Here is a 20,610-nt window from a genome sequence, read left to right as displayed (position 1 = left end):
TGCCGAAAAATTGATCGGTGAAAGCTCCTTCTTGCACGCTGCTACGTGAATTCTCAGTTCGAATGCTTCTGCGGAAATTCTGGATTTCAATCTCAGGCGCTTATTTTTTTCCATGGAAACTAAGGCCGATTTTTTCAACAGAATCGGCCGACTTCTGCCAGTCAAGGCCCCCCAGTGTGCAGGTCAAACCCTATGCAAACGACTGGGCAAGTGGAATGCAAATGGGTGGTCAGGTGGAGTGCAATTACCCAGCATCGGATCAACTCATGTCCAGTTCGAGCAATTGACTGGCCATGCGCAGGAAGTTGGCAAGCGTCGGTGTCGTATCGTCGCGGCGGTAAACCAGGCCGGTTTCCAGATGTGGCGCATTTTCCTCCAAAGCGAGATAGCACCCCCCCGAGCGAGCGAGATGGCGCAATGACGCCGGCACCAGCGCGATGCCCATGCCTGCCGATACCAAGCTAATGATCGTCTGCATCTGAATAGCGTGCTGGGCAATATGCAGGCTACCGCCGCACGCGGCGTAGTAGCCGGTGACCAGGTCATAGAACGCCGGTGCCGCACGCCTGGGAAAGACCACCAGCGGGCAAGATATCATCGCGTCCGAAGATAACCGGCCCTCCACATCGACCAGGCGCCCGTCCGCCATCCACGCTTGCGGCACAGCGGCAATCAGTGGCTCGACGACCAAAGACCGGTAGGCCAATTGATCGGGGATCGTGGCCCACGGGTTGGCAATGACAATGCCTGCGTGCCCCTTGCCCTCGAGCAGCGCAGCGATCTGAAGATCACTGGTAGCCTCCATCAACGAAAGCTCCACCGCCGGGTACAGGCTGCGGAACCGTTGGACCAGCACGGGAAGAATGCTGTAGTCAGCGGTACTGACAAACGACAGTTCCAACCCGCCGGCATCGCCGCGAAGGATGGCTTGCGCTGTATGACCCAGCGCATCGATAGCCCCCAGCGCGGCCCGCACCTGAGGTAGCCATTGCTCGGCGAACGGGGTCAGCGCCACGCTGCGTTTGGTCCGTACAAACAGCGAGGCACCGACTTCGCGCTCCAGCGCCATGATCGACTGGCTCAACGGCGGCTGGGTCATGCACAGGCGTTGCGCTGCCAGGCTGAAATGCAAAGTCTGGGCGACAGCGACAAAATGCCTGAGCTGGCGAACATCCATTTCTTATACCTCCAGAGACTTAATAATCATTAAATAATATATTTCACAGCCTTCCAACCGATCTTTAGCCTGAGTCCATACCGTCAGCCCAGGAGGACTCAATGCCCGCTTATCGTTCGAGAACCACTACCCATGGCCGCAACATGGCCGGTGCCCGCAGCCTGTGGCGCGCCACAGGCATGACCGATGACGACTTCGGCAAACCCATCATTGCCATCGCCAACAGCTTTACGCAGTTTGTTCCAGGCCACGTACACCTCAAGGACCTCGGCCAACTGGTTGCCGGCGAAGTGATGGCGGCCGGTGGCGTGGCGAAGGAGTTCAACACCATCGCCGTCGACGACGGTATCGCCATGGGCCATGACGGCATGCTCTATTCACTGCCCTCGCGGGAACTGATCGCCGATGCCGTTGAATACATGGTCAACGCGCATTGCGCCGATGCGCTGGTGTGCATCTCCAACTGCGACAAAATCACCCCCGGCATGTTGATGGCTGCCATGCGCCTAAACATTCCGACCGTGTTCGTTTCTGGCGGGGCGATGGAGGCTGGGAAAGCGGTAATCAAAGGCACGCGCCAGTCTCTGGACCTGATCGACGCGATGGTGATCGCCGCCGACGACGCCTATAGCGACGAGGAAGTCGCGGCGGTCGAACGCGCCGCCTGCCCCACCTGCGGCTCATGCTCCGGCATGTTCACCGCCAACTCAATGAACTGCCTGACAGAAGCGCTTGGCCTGGCATTGCCCGGCAATGGTACGGTGCTGGCGACTCATGTTGAGCGTGAGGGCTTGTTTCGCCAGAGCGGGCGGCTGATCGTCGAGTTAGCCAAGCGTTGGTATGAACAGGACGACGCACGCGCGTTGCCGCGCAACATTGCCAACCGCGCGGCGTTTGCAAACGCCATGAGCCTGGACATCGCCATGGGCGGCTCGACCAACACGGTCCTTCACCTGTTGGCAGCTGCGCGCGAAGGCGGCGTGGCGTTCAACATGGCCGACATTGACCGGCTGTCTCGCCAAGTCCCGTGGCTGTGCAAAGTCGCGCCCGCCTGCAGCGATGTACACATCGAGAACGTGCATCGCGCCGGTGGCATCATGGCGATCCTTGGCGAGTTGGACCGCGCAGGCTTGATCGACACAAGCCTGCCGACAATCCACGCGCCCACCTTGAAAGATGCGCTGGATCGCTGGGACATCGCCCGTAGCCCAGACCAGCAAGTGCAGACATTTTTCCGCGCAGCGCCAGGCAATGCCCTCACCCAGCGAGCCTTCAGTCAGTCAGCGCGCTGGGATGACCTGGACACAGACCGGTCAACGGGCGCGATCCGATGCGCTGAACAGGCTTTCAGCAAGGACGGCGGCCTCGCGGTGCTGTTTGGCAACTTGGCGCCGGAGGGCTGTATCGTCAAAACAGCCAGCGTCGCCCCCTCCATGTTGGTGTTCGAAGGCAAAGCGGTGGTTTTCGAAAGTCAGGAGGCGGCGGTGGCTGGCATCCTTGGCGACCAGGTGGTGCCTGGCGATGTGGTGGTCATCCGCTACGAAGGCCCCAAGGGCGGCCCTGGCATGCAGGAAATGCTCTACCCCACCAGCTATCTCAAATCCAAAGCGCTGGCCAAGTCCTGCGCGCTTTTGACCGACGGGCGATTTTCGGGCGGCAGCTCGGGCCTGTCCATCGGCCATGTCTCACCGGAAGCGGCGGAAGGTGGACTGATAGGCCTGGTGGAAACAGGGGACGTGATCAAGATCGATATTCCCAACCGTTCCGTTGAACTGAGGGTCGATGAGGCAACGTTGAACCAGCGTTACCACTCGATGGATGCCAAGGAAGGGCAAGCCTGGCAGCCCGCCGCACGGGCGCGAAAAGTGTCGGCGGCACTTCAGGCCTACGCGGCACTGACATCGAACGCGGCTCGTGGTGCGGTCAGGGATGTGACGCAGGTTCAGCATCGAGCTGGCGGCAGGCGAGCATCCCCCCCTGCCCCACCGCGAATCGCAACACTACCGCCAACCGTTTTTCTCGACAGGGACTGAAACAACCGACGGTTCGACCGGGGGACGAATAAGCGTACAGGTGCCCGCTTTCTGGCGGGCGCCTATCGTTAGTCAGCGAGATGTCCGTATCCGGCTGCACGGGTGAAGTCGGCCAAATGCCAGATATCACCGTTCGCCCCCCACGTTCCGTCGACAACCTCCTCGATCTGTATCGAGCTCAGCAACCGGCGCTGATCCCCCGCCGCCAGGTTCGATTGTAGGGCGCCATGCAGTTCACTCACGTAGCGCTGGCGCATCGGTGCATCAAGGACGCCGGCGGGCACCTTGACGATGACCATGCACGGGACAACCTGGGCATGAGGAGCAACGCCTCCGCACAGCCATTGATCGGCCTGCACTTCCTCAATCAACACCCAGCACAACATACGTTGCTGAGGGGCATCGCCCATGTGTTCATTAATCATCGCCACGTCGCTCACGCTTCGAAGCAACTGGTGGCGCTGTGGCAGGTTGAATGCGCCGGTAGGCACCTTGATCAGGATGTTTGGCATGGCGAAACCTCGCGGTTAACTGGAGGCGCCATTGGGCCAGCTATCCCTTCCCTCGATAAGTGACCGATTCGTCTTCTTTCGGGCATAATCGGACAATGTACGATTTCACTGTCCTCGTCTTTCCCGGGGCGTTCGCCTCGAGCGTCGCAGCCACCCTGGACATCCTCGGCACCGCCGCAATACTTGCGCAGCGCCGCGGCCTTGCCGTGCCGCGCTGGCGCGTGTGTGGGCCGCAGCCAGAGTTGATTACGCTGGGCCAAGGCATGCTGCTGCAGGTTGACGCGCTGACCACAGATGTCGAGGACAACTCCTGCTGGGTCATTCCGGGCCTTGGCATCAGCGACTTCGACGTGCTGCGGCAGCGGCTTGAGGAAGACGTGGTCCTTCAGACCCTGCCAGCGCTGAAGGCACATGTGAATCAAGGCAAGGAGATTGCCGCCTCATGCTCGGCGGTCTTTCTCCTGCATGCCGCAGGGTTGCTCACGGGGCGACGGGTGACGACTTCCTGGTGGCTCGCCCCTTGGCTGTCGAGCATGGCGCCTGACTGCATTGTCGACCCCAACGTCATGGTGCTCCGCGATCCGCCGCTGACGACCGCCGGTGCAGCCTTCGCACAAACCGACTTGATGCTGCACCTGCTGCGCAGACGTCTGTCGCCGGAACTCGCCGACGCGGTGGGCAAGGCCCTGCTGCTCGATGGCCGGCAATTGCAGTCCCCCTTCATCAACCCGGCAATCATGGCCCAGGGCAATACGCTGGTCGCCAACCTCACCGCCTACATCGAAGCACGCCTGCCCCATCCGCCCAGTGTGCCGAGCCTTGCGGCATACGTCGGCATGTCTGAGCGAACGCTGTCGCGGCACCTTCGAAAAGCAACCGGTCTTTCAACTCGCAATCTGATCCAACGCGTGCAATTGAACAGAGCCCGCGTGCTGCTGGAAACCAGCAGGTACTCCGTTGAATCTATCGCCGCGCAGGTGGGATACCAAGATGCCACGGCCCTGCGGCGACTCATGCGCCGCCTGTTGAACGCCTCGCCCAAACAACTGCGCCAGCGAGTTCTAACCGCTGGCAGCCCTTGAGTGCCGCACTCCTCCGCTGCACGGCGCCTCACTCAATCCGGTCAGCCATGCACCCAAACCGCTGACGCATGCCCGCGCTGGCCGCGGGTCCGGCCTGCACGCTGCACTGGTCCAGGGGCACAAGACGGCCATCGGCGATATCCGCCATCACCGGCAGCACCGGCCGCCCCGTCTCCCGCTCGACAATCTGCACGCTTTCCCCTTCTGGCGCGTAATGGCGATTGCCCCAGGCCACGAAGGCCATGAGCACCACGCGGAAATCTTCGCCCTTGGCCGTCGGCACGTACTGGTAGCGCAACGGGCGCTGACTGTAAGGCTGACGCTCGAGCAGGCCCGCGACGGTTTCGTCATGGGTGAAGGCGCCGGCCTGTTGGTCATCGAAGAGTTGCAACATGCCTTGGCACGCGGCGCCACACCCATCGCCGAGCTGGTGGGCTATGGCACCAGCGCCGACGCGTACCACATGACCGCCGGGCCCGAAGATGGCGACGGCGCCCGCCGCGCCATGCAACAGGCATTGCGCCAAGCCGGCGTGGACGCATCCCAGGTTCAGCACCTGAATGCCCACGCCACCTCGACCCCGGTGGGCGACAAAGGCGAACTCGCGGCAATCAAAGCCCTGTTCGGCACAGACAGCGGCCTTGCGATCAGTTCGACCAAGTCCGCCACTGGCCACCTGCTGGGCGCTGCGGGGGGGATCGAGGCGATCTTCACCGTACTTGCGCTGCGCGATCAGGTAGTTCCGGCAACACTCAATCTGCAAACTCCGGATGCCGCTGCCGAAGGCCTGAACCTGATTCGCGGCCAGGCCCAGCACCTGCCCATGGAATATGCGCTGTCCAATGGCTTCGGTTTCGGCGGGGTCAACGCCAGCGTGCTGTTCCGACGCTGGATCTAAAACCGGATATTGCGTCCGGCTTCAGTGCGGTTGAGGTCTCGGCACCGAGAGGTCGAGACCTCAACATCGGGTGCCGCCAAGCTCCCCGCTGAGCGCTGGATGGCTATGCCGCAATGGTGAACGAAGCTCAGCTCGTGCGAAACTTCACCGACTCACGAATCACGAACGGTGTTGAAATGGTGCGTTTGCTTGCTGTCTCGGGAAGTCTGCGTCAGGCCTCTTCCAACTCAATTTTGCTACGCGCAGTTGAGCATCTATGCCCCGAAGGGGTACAGGTCGCACATTACGAAGGCATCGCTGAATTGCCTCACTTCAACCCGGACCTGCTCGAGGATCCCCCCGAGTCAGTCTTGGCGTTGCGCGCAATTATCGGGCAGGCGGATGGGCTGTTGGTTTCGTGCCCCGAGTACGCTCGAGGTATTCCCGGCGCATTCAAGAACATGCTCGATTGGCTGGTGAGCAGTGAAGAGTTTCCGGGCAAGCCTGTCGCGCTGTTCAACGCATCGCCCAGAGCCAGCCACGCGCAAGCGGCATTGCGGCTGGTCCTGGAAACGATGTCGGCGAGCATCATCGAGCAAGCTTCAATCACGGTTAACCTCCTGTCCAGCCAGTCGAGCGCCGAGGGCATTGCCGCCGACCCGGTGATGGGCCCGTTGATCAGTACTGCGCTCGGCGCGTTTAAACGGCGTCTCGAAACTCAGGAGCCTTGAGGCTCCAACATCGCTTGTCGAGTGGTTGCCCGCACGCGTTGATTGCCAACGCTGGCCGCCAGTGCATTCACTGGCTGGCTCTGGCGTGAACCCACGCGTTTATCGTTTCAAGGGCGCCTGGTGCGTAGGCATGGCGACTTTCCATGAGGAACCTCATCGTGGTGAACCAGGACCATTCGCTGGTGAGTTGCGTGTTGTAAGCCGCCGCCTTGAGCAGCCCATGGGTTGCATCCGGTATGACTTCAATCCGGTTGGCGGGATGGTTGCCGCCGAGCGCCTTTCGGTAGAGGGCTGCGCTGGCTTCGGGATCGACATTCAGATCGTCCGCGCCCCACAGCGCAAGCAGTGGAATGTCGAGTTTTTCTAAGGCACCGGTTGCATCTTCGTGAAGATTGCGCCGCACAAACGCCCATCGCTCTGCACTCATGCCGTCCAGAAGGGCAACCGGCGGCACCTGCGCGGAGGCGAACAAACGCTCATCGGCGGCGGCGATCCGAGCCATCGTTGCGTCGATGTCGGGCTCGGACATCCCCGTGCGTTGCAACCGTGTCCGCGTGTAATAGTCACCTTGCCGTTGCCAGGATACCGCGCCGCCGACAAGCACCAGAAAGTCCGCATCCCCCGACGCCAGGCGGGGCAGTACCCAGCCGGCTTGTGAAAACCCAAGCGCACCGACAGGGATTGCTGGCAACTTACTGCGCAGGGCAGACAACGCGCTGCGCACGTCCACGTAGCGGTCCGTCATCGACTGGCTGAGCCAATTCCCCGGCGAATCCCCAACGCCCGGTTTATCCCACGAAACAACCGCAATGCCGGCATCGAGAAGCGCGTTGATGAGTGGATCGTAACCCTGCTGCGACGTGCGATCCTGGGGGCCATCCCCGTGAACCAGAACCACTGCCGCTGTTGCTGCGTGGTCGGGCAGCCAGAGCGTGCCGGCCAGGCGCAGCCCATTTGCGTCGAAAGCAAACGGTTCGCTGGCTCTGCGATCCAGACCATAAGTGTCTAGCCGCGCGAGAACAAGCAACGCGATAGCCACGATGAGACAAACGACGGCAATCAACTTTACGCGGTAACGTTTCATCCAGATTTCTTTATGCATAGTCACTCCTTTTTTTCCTTTCAAGAGTCCCGGCTGACAGGCCCGAATCTCAGTGCCAATCCCTGACGCAGTGCATGCATTTCGCAACGCCCCGTAGCGCCCTAGCGGCGCTGCTGGCTTCTCGGACGATTAACTGAACTGGCTCGCAAGCATTTCCCTGACAGCCCCGACCAAGGGCGATTCGCCAGGACGAGGGGGCAACAGGCTGAACTCAACATCCGGCAATCCCGGTAAATGGTGCGCCGACTGGCAGACCTGCGCGCCCATCGGTACTGCGGACGCATTCAGACAAGCGACGCCCAAACCTGCCAATAACGCTGATTGCAGCCCCGCGACGCCGGACGCCGAATGCGCAACCACATAAGGCACCTCGTGAGCCTCCAAGGTCTCTCTGGCGAGGCGCTGCAGGCTGCACCCCTGCGGCAGTACCAAAAGTGGCAACGGGGTGTTTTCCTCCCGCTCAGCCTCGAACCCCGCGACCGACACCCAACGCAACGCCTCCCGTCGCACCGGCAAGCCCTCAGGCAGGCTGCGCCCGTCGAGAATTCGCATGGAAAGGCCGATATCGAATTCATCCGAATCCGCCCCGCTCTCGATTTGCATGCTCTTGCGTACCGACACATGCAGGCGAAGGTGCGGATAGCGCACTCGCAGTTTCTTCAACAGGTCGGCGATCGAGCTGGGCAGAAAGTAGTCGGTGATGGCCAGCCGCAACTCGCCGACAAAGGTCACGCCACGCACGCTTTCAAGGGCACGCTCACTCAAGGCGAGCATGTCGCGTGTGTGGACCAATAAGCGTTCGCCAGCCGGTGTCGGCCTGACGCCTTTTTTACCCCGCTCCAGCAACGTAACCCCAGTGAAGGCCTCGAGCTTGCGCAATTGCTCGCTTAACGCCGACTGCGACCGACACAACTTAGGCGCCGCCTGCGCGAGGCTGCCTGACTCCATCGCAACGGCGAAGGCTCGCAAAAGTTCGAGATCAAAGGGGCGCATGCTCATCCTGCCGTTTTTCCGAAGGATACGATCATATCTTCCGGCTTTTCAGCACTCAAGCCACTCCTTACTCTGAGCCAGACATTTACTTCCGACGAGGACTCCAACATGCCCGGCATCACACTCAAAATCTCTGGCCAACCTGACCTTGCGCGAGTCCAGGGGATCGTTTCCCAGCTCACCGCGCTAACCTGCGATGTGCTGGAGAAACGCCCGGAGCAGACGCTGGTGATGGTGCATTTCGTGCCTCATGAGCAATGGTTCATCAACAGTTGCTCGCTGGCCGAACTGGGTTACAACTCGTTCCGCCTGGAGGTCACCATCACCGATGAGACAAACACCAAAGCGCAGAAGGCGCGCTTTCAGCGTGAGGCGTTCGCGCTATTGGCCGAGGAAATCGGCAACCTGCATCCACACTCCAACATCCACCTCATCGATTGCCGGGCCAGTGCGTATGGATATGGCGGCGTGAGCCAGGAATATAAACATCACCATCCCTGAGCCCCAAACCCGCGACACCGGGAATGACGCGTGACCGAAGACGAGTCTTCCGATCGGTTGAGGCCGTTGAGCATCACGCGGTCTTTCCTCGCACTTCTAGGCAGCCCCGAACGCTCCCGGCGCCTGCCGAACTGACACGACTCAACCTCGTACAGTTCGGCAATCGCTCGTGGATCAGTGCTCAGCAATGGAGGGCGCGTTCATAGGCGGCCAACACGGCCTCATGCATGGCTTCGGACATCGTCGGGTGCGGCAGGATGCTTTCGATCAGTTCGGCCTCGGTGGTCTCCAGGCCTCGCGCGATGGTGTAGCCCTGGATCATTTCGGTGACCTCCTCGCCGACCATATGCGCGCCGAGCAACTCGCCGCTGTCTGCGTCGAACACCACTTTGACGAAGCCCTCCGTGGCGCCCATGGCAATCGCCTTGCCGTTGGCGGCGAAGGGGAACTTGCCGACCTTGAGGGTCTTGCCGGCACTGCGCGCCTGGGCTTCGGTGTAGCCGACACTGGCGACTTGCGGGTGGCTGTAGGTACAGGCCGGCACGCTGCGGGGGTCCAGTGGGTGGGGGTTCTGACCGGCGATCTTCTCGACACAGATCACGGCTTCGTGGCTGGCCTTGTGCGCCAGCCACGGCGCCCCGGCCAGATCACCAATGGCGTAGACACCCGGCTCGCCCGTGCGGCAGAACTCATCCACTAACACATGGGTGTGCTGCACCTTGACCCCTGTGCCCTCCAGCCCCAGCTCCTCGACATTGCCGACAATGCCCGCGGCCACCAACACCACGTCAGCCTGCAGCGTCTCGTTGCTGTTGCCTTCGAGGCGCAACTGCACGGCGCCCTGCTCCACCTTGCTACCTTGCAGCGCACAGCCGGTGTACAGGCGGATACCGTCGCGAACCAGGGCCTGCGCCACATGGGCGCTGACCTCGTGGTCTTCTACCGGGAGGATCCGCTCCGCCATTTCCACCACGCTGACCTGGGCGCCCAGCGCGTGATAGAAACTGGCGAACTCGATCCCGATCGCACCGCCGCCGATGATCACCAGCCGCTTGGGTACGCTGTCCGGCACCAACGCCTGGCGGTAGCTCCAGAAATGCCTGCCATCCGGCTCCATGCCCGGCAGCACTCGGGCCCGGGCCCCGGTGGCAAGAATAATATGCGGCGCATTCAGGCTCAGCTCGCCTTGCTCCCCACTGACTTTCAGGCGCTGCGGCCCATCCAGCCGCGCATGCCCATTGAACACCTGGACGCGGTGCTTTTTCATCAACCCGCTGACCCCACGGTGCAACTGGGCGGCGACATCGCGGGAGCGCTTGACGATGGCCTTCAGGTCCGGCCTGGCCGGCCCGACCTCAATACCAAAACTGCCCGCGCTGCCGATCAGGCGCAACACGTCGGCACTGCGCAACAGGGCCTTCGTCGGAATGCAGCCCCAGTTCAGGCAGACCCCACCCAGTTGCGCCTTTTCCACCAACGCCGTGCGCAGCCCCAACTGGCTGGCGCGAATGGCCGCCACGTAACCGCCGGGGCCGCCACCGACGACGATCAGATCAAATTTCATTTCGCTCATGGGTACTCTCTCAAATCAGCATGCCCAGCGGGTTTTCCATCAGGCCCTTGAACACCGCCAACCATTGCGCAGCGAGTGCGCCATCCACGGCCCGATGATCCACCGACAACGTGCAACGCAGTACCGCACCGACCTTCAGCTCACCGTTTTCAACCACCGGTTTTTGCTGCGTCGCACCCACCGCCAGAATCGCGGCGTGGGGTGGATTGATGATCGCGCTGAACTGCTCGACGCCGAACATCCCCAGGTTGCTGATGGTGAAACTGCCGCCCTGGTATTCCTCGGGGCGCAGACGTCCGTCGCGGGCGCGCCCGGCCAACTCCGCCACCTGCGCGCTGATCTGCGAAAGGGCCTTGCTGTCGGCATTGCGCACCACGGGGGTGATCAGGCCGCTCTCGGTGGACACCGCCACGCAGACATCCGCCTGGTGGTAGCGGCGCAGCGCCGTCTCGGTCCAGGTCACATTCATCGCCGGTACTTGCTGGAGGGCGACAGCCGCCGCCTTGACGATGAAGTCGTTGATCGAAATCTTCCTCGCTGCGGTACGGTTGACCTGCTCGCGCAGGGCCAGCAGAGGTTCCATCCGGCATTCCACATCAAGATAGAAATGCGGGACCGTGGCCTTGCTCTCCACCAGGCGGCGGGCAATGGTCTTGCGCATGCTGCTGTGGGGGATTTCATCAAAGTCGACGGTCGACACGGGCGTCGGTGCGGCCACCGCAGCGGCAACGGCGACCGCCTCGACGTCGCGTTTGACGATGCGCCCGTTCGGCCCGCTGCCCTTGAGGCTCGCCAGGTCAAGCCCCTTGGCCGCTGCCAGGCGGCGGGCCAGAGGGCTGGCGAAGATCCGCCCGCTGTGCGCGTCAATCGCAGGCGCCACCTCGGCCCGAGGCTGGAGCACCGGTGCGTCATCCACCACCGGCTCATTGGCCGCCGCCAGCGCACCGGCCTTGGCCAACAGCGCGGCAATGTCGACATCGGTTTCGCCTCTGGCAAACAGCACCCCGATCGGCGCGCCCACTTCCACTTCGCGCCCCGGTTCGACCAGGATCTTGCCCAGCACCGCATCTTCCTCGGCGGCCAGTTCGACCAAGGCCTTTTCGGTCTCGATCTCGGCAATGCAATCACCGGCGCTGATGGTGTCGCCTTCCTTGAGGGTCCAGTTCTGGATCGCGGCGTGGGTGGCGTTGGCCGACACTTCCGGCATATGTAAGAGCTTGGCCATCAGGCGCTCCTGTCGCTGAACAGATCGGGACGGTAGGCGGCGATATCGGCGTACTCCACCAGTTCCAGCACGTTGCCCTCCGGGTCGCGGCAGAACAGCGCCTTCACATCGGGGCGCAGTTGGATCGGGGCAGCCTCGGCGCAGAAGCTCGCACCGGCATTTTTCAGGTCGTCCACCAGGCTGGCGATGTCTTCGACGATGAACGTCAGGTAACTCGCATTCTGCCGGTCGAGAATCAGCCCCGGTTCAGGCCGGACCGGCGCCCGCTCAGGCGCCAGCAACTTGATCCGTTCACCGTAAGGCGTCTGCAGACGCACCACGCTGTAGCCGCCTTCGCTCAGGCCCACCAACTGCGCGGCGGCGGCCGGCATTTGCACCTGTGCGACAAAGGTGAAACCCAGCACGTCCTGATAGAAACGGCTGAGGGCCGGGAGATCGACGCAGCAAATCCCCACTTCCATTGGAACCAGCATCTTCACGCTCATTGGTGTGCCCCTTTTTCACGGATGACCTGTTGCAGGCCTTCGATCACTTCCTCGGTGCGGGCACAGGCGGCGCGCTCCAGGACTTTGGAAATACTCGGTGAGCCTTCGCCACCGGTCACGCGCTGGATCGGCTGGTCGAGCCAGTCGAAGCAACGGCGCTGCAGTTCGTCGGCCAGCCAACCGCCATAGGACGTCCCTCGGGCGCCCTGCTCGACGATCAGCACATTATTGGTCTTGCGAATACTCGCCTCGACCGTGGCCCAGTCGAAGCTGGCGCGGTCGAGGAAACGCAGGTCAATGACTTCGGCATCGATGCCGGTCTGCTCCACGGCTTCCAGGGAGTGTCCGACCATGCTCAGGTACGTGAGGATGGTCAGGTCACGGCCTTCTCGGCGCACGGCGGCGGTCCCGAATGGAATCTGATAGTCCAAGTCGTCCACCGGCACTTCACCGCTGTGGCTGTACAGATCGACGTGCTCGATCACCAGTACCGGGTCCTTGCAGGCCAACGCGGTGTTCATCAGGCCGATGTAGTCGAACGGCGTGGACGCGGCAACGATGCGCCAGCCCGGGTTGGTGACGTAGATGCCGGCCGGGTCCATGGAATGCTGCGAGCCGTAGCCGGTGCCCATGGCGATCTTGGTGCGCAGCACCAGCGGCACGTCACTCTGCCCGCCGAACATGTGCCGCGCCTTGCCGATCTGGTTGAACACCTGGTCGGCGGCGACCCACATGAAGTCGGGGTACATGAACTCCACCACTGGTTTGAAACGCCCGTCCAGCGCCATGCCGCCACCCAGCCCGCAGAAGGCGTTCTCGCTGATCGGGGTACCGAGGATGCGCTGCGGAAAACGCTCTTTCAGGCCGCGCGTGGCGCCGTTGGTACCGCCCTTGAGACGGTGTACGTCCTCACCCATGACCACGATGCTGTCATCGGTTTCCATGCGCCGGTTCATCACGTCGGCGATGGCATCGATGAACTTGCGTTGCTGCAGGCCGCCGCGATAGGTCGCCAGTTCACAGGTCCGGGCCGTGGCCAGTTCACTGAGGTCGCCACGAATCCCGACATCGCGAAAGTCCGGCGAAGGCCACAACTGGGGACGGATCCGTCGCTTGCCCGGTTTGCCCGCCGGGTCGGCTTCAAGCAATTCAGCCGCCGCCTGGGCCATGGCCAGCTTGATGGTTTCACGCAGATCGGCCAGGCCGGCGTCGTCGATCAGGTCGCGCTTTTTCATCTCGCGGGCCAGGCGTTCCAGCGGATCACGGGCGCGCCAGCTCTGCTCTTCTTCCTTGCTGCGGTAACCGAATGCGCTGCCGGGGAACGGACCGTTCTGATGGAAGAACCGGTACACATCGGCCTCGATGACGGTCGGTCCGTTGCCGGCGCGCATGTGCGCCAGGGCTTGCTGCATGGCCAGGTAAACCGCCAGCGGGTCCATGCCGTCGACCTTCCAGCTCGGAATATTGAAACCCAGCCCGCGTGCCGACAGGCGCGGCTCGGCAGTGGCCTCCTCAACCGTGGTGGACACCGCGTACAGGTTGTTCTCGATGAAGAAACACAGCGGCAGTTTCCAGGCCGCCGCCAGGTTCATGGTCTCCAGCACCGAACCGATGTTCACCGCGCCGTCACCGAAATAGGTGACCGCCACGGTGTCGGTCCCGGCATGCCGGTGTGCCCAGGCGGCACCGGCCGCCAGCGGCACGCCACCGCCCACAATGGCGTTGGTCCCCAGGGCGCCGGCCTCGGCCCACTGCAGGTGCATCGAACCGCCCCGGCCTTTGCAGAACCCTTGGGCCAGGCCGAGAATTTCCGCCAGGGTACGTTGCAGCAGATCCTGGATGGGTGCAGTGACCGGCGCTTTCGGGTCGATACCCTCGGGCATCAGGTAGACCAGCGCCTTGGCCAGGAACTGGTGATGACCACGGTGCGAGCCGTTGACTTCATCCGCCGCGCCCAGCGCAACGATCGAACCTACCGCGCCCCCTTCCTGACCGATGCTCGAATGCGCCGGACCATGCACCAGGCCTTCTCCGGCCAGTTCCAGCACGGTCTCCTCGAAGGCGCGGATCAGGTGCAACTGGCTGAGCATCGTGCCCAGCAACGCAGGGTCGGCCTGCTTCCAGTCGGCATCGGTGGAACTGAGCTCGACCCACGGCGAGGCCGGCGACAAGGCAACACTTTTCGGCATTTCACTTCTCCACAAAGAACTCGAATCGACGGGCCACGGCGGGCCGCCACAACGAAGGCGAACTAGAAACCGTTGGCGGTCCAGCCGCCGTCCGACACGTAGATCTGCCCGGTGATGAACGTCGCGCTGCTGGACGCCAGGAACAGCGCCAGCTCGGCCATCTCGCCCGGCTCACCGAGGCGTTGCAACGGCGTGCGCTTGCGCAGGGCCTCGACGTCCAGGCGTCCGGCCCGTTGCAGTTCTTCCACCAACGGTGTGCGGGTATAGCCAGGGCCGATGGCGTTCATGCGGATGCCATGGCGGGCCCATTCCACTGCCAGGCACTTGGTCATAGAGACCACGGCGGCCTTGGTCGCGCAGTACGCCGTGCGATCGGCGGAGTGGGACACGCCCCACATCGACGAGGTGTTGATGATCACGCCCGCCTGCTGCTCGATCATGTGCCGGGCCGCCGCCTGGGCGCAGAAGAACACGCTGTTGAAGTTGATCTCGACGGCCCGACGCCATTCGGCCGGGCTGATATCGAGCGACGGTTTGTTGATCGATACGCCGGCGTTGTTAAGCAGCACGTCGATACGCCCGAAACAGGCCTTGGCGTGGGCAAAGGCCGCTTCAACCGCATCTTCGTCAGCAACCGAAGCCTGGAAGCATTCGACTCGACTATTGGGGAAGGCTTCCTGCAACTCGCCCTTGGCGTCGGCCATGGCTTGAGCGTTGATGTCGATCAGCAGCAAGTGCGCGCCGTTGCGAGCAAAACCTTTGGCGAGTGCCAAGCCGATACCGCTGCCTCCACCGGTGACCACCACCACCTTGTCGTGGATGCCGGCATAGGCGCTGTGCTGGAAAACAGCCGTTTCAGGCTGTGGTTGTACGGACGCAGGTGCTGAGCTATCTGAGTAGGACATGAGGTTCTCACTTATTTTTGTAGCTGGTCATACATTTAAAACAACTTGTCTGACCAGCTCAGAAAAACTAACCCGCACTGCGGGGTCTGTCAAAGGAAATTGTTACCGGAATAGTCGGCATATCGATCAGAACAGCGCCAGGCTGTAGCTGACGATGAGTCGGTTATCGTCGACTGACGGACCGAAACTGGAACGCACCATGGCGTTTCTCCAGCGCAGGCCCAGGTTCTTCAGCGCGCCGCTCTGGATCACATAGGACACGTCAAAATCGCGCTCCCATTCCTTGCCGTCGTTGCTGCCCGCCACCAGTACGTTGTCGCCACTGACGTAACGCACGAAGGTCGTCAGCCCTGGCACCCCCATGGCGGCAAAGTTGTAGTCGTATCGCAGCTGCCAGGCTTTCTCTTGGGCGGAGGCGAAATTGCGCACCTGGATATCACTGGGCAGCACGGTGGTGGTCGGGCTTAGCCAGATGGTCCCGTCTTCGCCGTACATGCGCTGCCAGGCGGCCATCAGCGTGTGCCCGCCATGTGCCGCGCTGAGGGTGCTGTAGAACGAGCGGTTGTCGATTTTGCCGGCCTTGGCCTGGCCTTGTTCCTCGGAGTCGAGCAGGCCGACGGTGGTCCCAAGCGTCCAGGCACCGACCGGTTGCTTGTGGGCGAACTGGACTAAGCGTTGGCGATAGATATCCTCCAGTTCTGCGCCCCAGAGGCCGAGCATGGTCCGCTCCTGGTTGAAGCGGTACTCGCCACCCAGGTAGTTGTAGCGGTCGGACGTGGCGAACGAGCGGCCATCAATAAACAGGTCTTCGCGGTTACTGGAGTTGCGCTGAGTGAATGAGCGCATCTGCCCGGCATTGAGGGTCAGCCCGGTGATTTCTTTCGAAGTCAGCATCGCCCCCTGAAAGGTTTGCGGCAGCAACCGCGCATCGTTGTACTGGAGGATGGGCAGGCTCGGCAGCAGCTCCCCGACTTTCAGCTCGGTCTTCGACAGTTTCAGTTTGAGCGCAGCGCCCAGGCTGGAAAAATCATCCGCCGAGCCTTTGCCGTCCGCCGGCAACAATAGGCTGCCAGCACGCCCACTGCCGCTGTCGAGTTTGACCCCGAGACGGCCGATCAGATCGACGCCGACACCCACGGTGCCTTGGGTGTAGCCGGACTGTGCGTTAAGCAGAAAGCCCTGCGCCCACTCCTCGCTCTTGGCCTGGGCGGCACCGCTGTCGCGAAAGTCACGGTTGAAGTAGAAGTTGCGCATCAGCACATTGGCCGTTGCGCCTTCGATAAAGCCCTGCTCCTGGGCCAGGACCAGGCCCGGCAAGACGCTGAGCAACAGCAGGGGTTGTACGGTGATGTAGTTAGGCAGGCTCATTTTTATTGTTTTTCCCGGTGGATTTAAAACGCAGAACCCCCTGGCAAGCACACGTGCTGCCACACAATCGGGGGGGAAATTGGCAGGCGAACCTGCCGGGTTGAACACGCTGGCGGTCGGTCTAGACCGCCAACCATTCCTTCATCAAATTCGCATCGTCGGTCAGCGCCTGCGGCGTGCCCTCGAAGACAATCCGCCCATGCCCCATCACGCAGACTCGCGACGAGACCTTAAGCGCGATGGTCAGCTTCTGTTCCACCAGCAGGATCGAAACCCCACGTCGGTGGATCTCGCGAATAGCCTCGGCGACCACCGCCACAATCTTCGGCGCCAGGCCTTCGGTGGGTTCATCGATCAGCAGCACTCTGGGGCAGCCCAGCAACGACCGGCACAGGGTGAGCATCTGCTGTTCGCCCCCCGAAAGGTTGCCCGCGCCAGTGTTACGGCGCTCGCGCAGCCGCGGGAAAAACTCGAACATCTGCTCGACGGTCCACGCAGTGGCGCCGTCGGTGGGCGCTTGCTGGCCCATGCGCAGGTTTTCCTCGACGCTGAGGTTGGCGAAGACCTCACGTTCCTCCGGGACGAACCCGATGCCGGCACGGCTGATGCGATAGGGGCGCAGCCCGGTCAACTCGCGCCCGGCCAACTGCACGCTGCCGGCACTGGGCGGCACCAGGCCCATGACCGCTTTCATGGTGGTCGAGCGCCCGGCGCCGTTGCGCCCGAGCAGGCTCACCACCTCGTTGTGACCGATGTGCAGATCGACCCCATGCAATACATGGCTCTTGCCGTAATGCACATGCAGGTCGCTGATCGACAGCAGGTTTTGCGAAGTAGGGTTCATGCACATTGCTCCTCACCCAGGTAGGCTTCCTGCACCCGACGATCTGCGCGGATCTGGTCCGGTGTACCGGTGGCGATGACTTCGCCGTAGACCAGCACACTGATGCGGTCGCACAGGGAGAACACCACGTCCATGTCATGTTCGACGATCAGCAGCGAACGCCCCTGGGTCACCTCGCGGATCAGGTTCAGGGCGTAGTCGGTTTCTTCATGGGACATGCCCGCCATCGGCTCGTCGAGCAAGATCACCCGAGGGTCACAGGCCAGGGTCATGCCGATCTCCAAGGCGCGCTGTTCGGAGTAAGAGAGTTCGGCCGCGCACACCGTTTGCTTGTCCTGTAGCCGCACCTGTTCGAGCAATTGCTCAGTCTGCTCGCGCACCTCGGGGTAACGCTGGACGGAGCGCCAGAAGTGGTATTGCATCCGGTGCTTGCGCATCACCGCGATGCGCAGGTTTTCGAACACCGAGAGCCCGGGAAAAATGTTGGTGATCTGGAACGAGCGCGACAACCCCAGGTGATTGATGTGCTGTGGCGAGTAGCCCTGGATCGCTTCCGCGCCCAGGAGGATCTGCCCGCTACTGGGCTGCAACTGCCCGGAGATCAGATGGAACAAGGTCGATTTGCCGGCCCCGTTGGGACCGATCACCGCATGACGTTCACCGGCACGCAATTCAAGCTGCGCCCCCCGAATGATGTGAGCCTCGCCAAACGACTTATGCACATCGCGTAACTGCAGGATCGCATCGCTCATGGTTGTTCTCCTTCGACCCGAGGCCTGAGTGCGGCGGCGTTGACCACCGGTTCGTCATCCAGCAGGCGCAGCCATTGGTGCCGGGCCAGTTTCAGGACCAACAGCCCGGCCACCCCCAAGAGCAACGGCGTGGCCCAGGTCAGCAGCGCGCCCGGCAGCCATTCGCGGCCGAACAGACTGATCGCCGGCCAGGCTTGGTCCGTCATCAACAGGGCCTGATAGTCCTGGCTGAATACGCGTTGCAACGTCTCGATCAAAAACACCACCGCCAGGCTCAACACCCCAGCGCCAAGCAGCGCCGAGAACGCCGCCGGGACGATCGCCAGCCAACCGCGCCGACGGATCTGCGCGCTCCAGCACAGCACCAGCCCGGCCAGGCCGCTGGGCATGAACATCATCACCAGTACGAACAACAGGCCCTGATACAGCAACCAGGATTGCGTGAGGTCAGAGGCGGCGTTGCCAAAGAACGTCATCAGGGCAGCGCCGAGCACCGGCCCGAGGAACACGTTGACGCCGCCGATGTAGGTGTTGAGTACCACTTCGGCAGAAAAACGCATGTCGAACAGCACGTAGTTGGCCGACTCCAGGTTCAGTGCTTGCAAGCCACCGGCAATACCGGCAAACATCGCCGACAAGGCAAACACCAGCACTCGCAAGCGGTGAACGTTGTAGCCCAGGAACTGCAGGCGGTGGCCGTTCTCGCGCAAGGCGAACGTCAGGCGCCCCATGGGCGTCAGCGTGAAGGCGTAGAGCAAGGCAATCGACAGCACCACCCAACCCAGCGTCAGGTAATACACTTGGGTCGCGTCACCGAAATCCAGGCCCCAGGCAGGGGCGCGCATGGACGAAATACCCGCCTCGCCGCCAAACAGCGTATTCAGGTGCGGGGCCAGGGAATGCAGCAACTCGGCCAGCGCCAGGGTGATCATGGAGAAGTAGACGCCCGCCCGTTTAGTGGCGAACCAACCGGCGCAGAGGCCGCAGATAAAGCCGCCCATGGCACCGATCAGCGGCAGCAACGGTGTCGGCAGCAGGCCTTGGCCATTGAGCGCACTCATCGCATGCAATGTAGCGAACGACCCCACGCCGAAGTACGCCGCATGACCGAACGAAAGCATGCCGCCCTGCCCGCACAACAGGTTGAAGGCACAGGCAAACAAGGCCGCGATAAGCATCTGGATGGCCGCGTTGACCATCGCCGCCGGCAGGATGGCGGGCAGCACCAGCAGGGCCAGCAACAGCACCGCCAGGAGGATTTTCGTCAGTTTCATGGTTTACCCCTTCTCGCCCATCAACCCGGACGGCCGGATCAGCAAAATCAGCAGCATCAGCGCAAACGGAATGGTTGCCGCCACACTGGATACCTTGAGGGTCATCAACCCGCCCATCTGCTGCGCCCAGTCACCTGCCCCCAGCAAACCCAGGAGTGAAGCCAGGCTGAGGTCCACACCCACCGCGAACGAAGAAATCAGCCCGATCAGCAGCGACGCGATCATGGCCCCGGCCATCGAACCCAGGCCGCCAACCACCACCACGACAAACACGATGACCCCCAGCTCCAGGGCCATGTTCGGGTTGGTGGTGTAGAACGCCCCAGCCAGAGCCCCGGCCAGGCCGGCCAGTGCCGCGCCGATGCCGAACACGGCCATGAACACCAGCGGGACGTTGTGCCCCAGGGCCTCGGCCATTTGTGGACGATGAATCGCCGCCCGCACCACGATGCCGACCCGAGTGCGGGTCAACAGCAGGTAGATCAGGCCGAACACCAGCAGCGAGACCACACCCATCAACAAGCGATAGAACGGATAGTCGGTGCTGAACACCTGGAAGGCGGCAAAGTTGAGGAACTCTGGAACTCGGTATTCGACGGAAAAGTTGCCGTAAAACAACTTGATCAGTTCAGCAATGATGAACGTCAGGCCGAAGGTGAGCAGCAGTTCATGAGCATGGCCATGTTTGTGTACGCGGCGCAGGAAGAAGCGCTCGACGATCACGCCGAGCAGGCCCACGAGCACGGTCGAGAGCACTACCGCAGTCGTGAAGCCGACAACCTTCTGCAGGGTGTAGGCCAGGTAGGCGCCCACCATATAGAAGGAGGCATGGGCGAAATTGAGCACGCCCATCATGCCGAAAATCAGCGTCAGGCCGGCGGAAACCATAAACAGCAGCAGGCCGTAGATCACGCCGTTAAGCAGTGAAACTGTGAGAAATTCCATAGGCGACTCCAGCGTTCGCGATGGGCAGGAAGGCGTGCCGCT

The 20,610-nt window shown here is 62.2% G+C and carries 19 protein-coding genes and 1 pseudogene; 5 read left to right on the top strand and 15 right to left on the bottom strand.

Annotated features, from left to right (window positions below; all coding sequences use genetic code 11):
- Positions 1 to 259 precede the first annotated feature (259 nt).
- On the bottom strand, positions 260 to 1,177 hold the full coding sequence (locus tag NR164_RS16625) for a LysR family transcriptional regulator (RefSeq protein WP_256822992.1): 918 nt from the start codon (positions 1,175 to 1,177) through the stop codon (positions 260 to 262).
- A gap of 101 nt (positions 1,178 to 1,278) precedes the next feature.
- Between NR164_RS16625 and ilvD the strand changes: the two genes are divergently transcribed.
- Positions 1,279 to 3,210 (top strand): dihydroxy-acid dehydratase, encoded by a 1,932-nt coding sequence (gene ilvD, locus NR164_RS16620; protein WP_046382018.1) that lies wholly within the window; start codon positions 1,279 to 1,281, stop codon positions 3,208 to 3,210.
- 68 nt (positions 3,211 to 3,278) lie between these two features.
- On the opposite strand, the gene NR164_RS16615 is transcribed toward ilvD, so the two are convergent.
- Positions 3,279 to 3,722: a tautomerase family protein gene (locus NR164_RS16615; RefSeq protein ID WP_126588643.1), complete on the bottom strand. Its 444-nt coding sequence runs from the start codon at positions 3,720 to 3,722 to the stop codon at positions 3,279 to 3,281.
- A gap of 95 nt (positions 3,723 to 3,817) precedes the next feature.
- On the opposite strand from NR164_RS16615, the gene NR164_RS16610 reads away from it, so the two are divergent.
- A complete protein-coding gene (locus NR164_RS16610; protein WP_256822991.1) occupies positions 3,818 to 4,804 on the top strand; it encodes a GlxA family transcriptional regulator in 987 nt (328 codons plus the stop codon).
- Between the two features lie 28 nt (positions 4,805 to 4,832).
- On the opposite strand, the pseudogene NR164_RS16605 reads toward NR164_RS16610, so the two are convergent.
- A pseudogene (locus NR164_RS16605) lies at positions 4,833 to 5,141 on the bottom strand (winged helix-turn-helix transcriptional regulator); the annotation flags it as partial.
- On the opposite strand from NR164_RS16605, the gene NR164_RS16600 reads away from it, so the two are divergent.
- Positions 5,025 to 5,702: a hypothetical protein gene (locus NR164_RS16600; RefSeq protein WP_256823023.1), complete on the top strand. Its 678-nt coding sequence runs from the start codon at positions 5,025 to 5,027 to the stop codon at positions 5,700 to 5,702. The pseudogene NR164_RS16605 and the gene NR164_RS16600 sit on opposite strands and share 117 nt — an antisense overlap.
- A 113-nt stretch (positions 5,703 to 5,815) precedes the next feature.
- Positions 5,816 to 6,412 carry an NADPH-dependent FMN reductase gene (locus NR164_RS16595; RefSeq protein WP_256822990.1) on the top strand — a complete coding sequence of 199 codons (597 nt, stop codon included), beginning with the start codon at positions 5,816 to 5,818 and terminating at the stop codon, positions 6,410 to 6,412.
- Between the two features lie 67 nt (positions 6,413 to 6,479).
- On the opposite strand, the gene NR164_RS16590 is transcribed toward NR164_RS16595, so the two are convergent.
- Positions 6,480 to 7,514 carry a S9 family peptidase gene (locus tag NR164_RS16590; RefSeq protein WP_256822989.1) on the bottom strand — a complete coding sequence of 345 codons (1,035 nt, stop codon included), beginning with the start codon at positions 7,512 to 7,514 and terminating at the stop codon, positions 6,480 to 6,482.
- Between the two features lie 129 nt (positions 7,515 to 7,643).
- The gene (locus NR164_RS16585; RefSeq protein ID WP_079444741.1) at positions 7,644 to 8,507 is read right to left on the bottom strand and encodes a LysR family transcriptional regulator; all 864 of its coding nucleotides are present in this window, start codon (positions 8,505 to 8,507) and stop codon (positions 7,644 to 7,646) included.
- 108 nt (positions 8,508 to 8,615) lie between these two features.
- Between NR164_RS16585 and NR164_RS16580 the strand changes: the two genes are divergently transcribed.
- Positions 8,616 to 9,008, top strand: a complete 393-nt coding sequence (locus NR164_RS16580) for a 4-oxalocrotonate tautomerase (protein ID WP_017847336.1) — start codon at positions 8,616 to 8,618, stop codon at positions 9,006 to 9,008.
- A gap of 181 nt (positions 9,009 to 9,189) precedes the next feature.
- Here NR164_RS16580 and lpdA read toward each other — a convergent pair whose 3' ends face one another.
- The 10 genes from lpdA to NR164_RS16530 all read right to left on the bottom strand — a co-directional run bounded on the left by lpdA (position 9,190) and on the right by NR164_RS16530 (position 20,568).
- Entirely contained in the window at positions 9,190 to 10,581 is a 1,392-nt protein-coding gene (gene lpdA, locus NR164_RS16575) for a dihydrolipoyl dehydrogenase (RefSeq protein WP_256822988.1), read from the bottom strand.
- A 10-nt stretch (positions 10,582 to 10,591) separates the two neighbouring features.
- Positions 10,592 to 11,806, bottom strand: a complete 1,215-nt coding sequence (locus NR164_RS16570) for a pyruvate dehydrogenase complex dihydrolipoamide acetyltransferase (protein WP_079444743.1) — start codon at positions 11,804 to 11,806, stop codon at positions 10,592 to 10,594.
- Positions 11,806 to 12,291, bottom strand: coding sequence for a VOC family protein (locus NR164_RS16565; protein ID WP_046382011.1), 486 nt, complete (start codon positions 12,289 to 12,291; stop codon positions 11,806 to 11,808). Before NR164_RS16565 ends, NR164_RS16570 begins: the two co-directional genes overlap by 1 nt.
- Entirely contained in the window at positions 12,288 to 14,480 is a 2,193-nt protein-coding gene (locus NR164_RS16560; protein WP_057005097.1) for a thiamine pyrophosphate-dependent enzyme, read from the bottom strand. Before NR164_RS16560 ends, NR164_RS16565 begins: the two co-directional genes overlap by 4 nt.
- Before the next feature lie 62 nt (positions 14,481 to 14,542).
- Positions 14,543 to 15,385, bottom strand: coding sequence for an SDR family NAD(P)-dependent oxidoreductase (locus NR164_RS16555; protein ID WP_079444744.1), 843 nt, complete (start codon positions 15,383 to 15,385; stop codon positions 14,543 to 14,545).
- A 126-nt stretch (positions 15,386 to 15,511) separates the two neighbouring features.
- Positions 15,512 to 16,759 (bottom strand): OprD family porin, encoded by a 1,248-nt coding sequence (locus tag NR164_RS16550; protein ID WP_371928143.1) that lies wholly within the window; start codon positions 16,757 to 16,759, stop codon positions 15,512 to 15,514.
- Between the two features lie 115 nt (positions 16,760 to 16,874).
- The gene (locus NR164_RS16545; RefSeq protein WP_046382008.1) at positions 16,875 to 17,597 is read right to left on the bottom strand and encodes an ABC transporter ATP-binding protein; all 723 of its coding nucleotides are present in this window, start codon (positions 17,595 to 17,597) and stop codon (positions 16,875 to 16,877) included.
- Positions 17,594 to 18,349: an ABC transporter ATP-binding protein gene (locus NR164_RS16540; RefSeq protein ID WP_046382007.1), complete on the bottom strand. Its 756-nt coding sequence runs from the start codon at positions 18,347 to 18,349 to the stop codon at positions 17,594 to 17,596. Before NR164_RS16540 ends, NR164_RS16545 begins: the two co-directional genes overlap by 4 nt.
- The gene (locus NR164_RS16535; RefSeq protein WP_046382006.1) at positions 18,346 to 19,623 is read right to left on the bottom strand and encodes a branched-chain amino acid ABC transporter permease; all 1,278 of its coding nucleotides are present in this window, start codon (positions 19,621 to 19,623) and stop codon (positions 18,346 to 18,348) included. Before NR164_RS16535 ends, NR164_RS16540 begins: the two co-directional genes overlap by 4 nt.
- Before the next feature lie 3 nt (positions 19,624 to 19,626).
- On the bottom strand, positions 19,627 to 20,568 hold the full coding sequence (locus NR164_RS16530) for a branched-chain amino acid ABC transporter permease (RefSeq protein WP_046382005.1): 942 nt from the start codon (positions 20,566 to 20,568) through the stop codon (positions 19,627 to 19,629).
- Positions 20,569 to 20,610 lie beyond the last annotated feature (42 nt).

Origin of the sequence: Pseudomonas sp. Pse79, from assembly GCF_024519615.1 — a bacterium.
GTDB classification, from domain to species: Bacteria; Pseudomonadota; Gammaproteobacteria; order Pseudomonadales; family Pseudomonadaceae; genus Aquipseudomonas; species Aquipseudomonas veronii.
The sequence above is the reverse complement of the archived record's forward strand: the minus strand, read 5'-3'. Positions and strand labels throughout refer to the sequence as shown.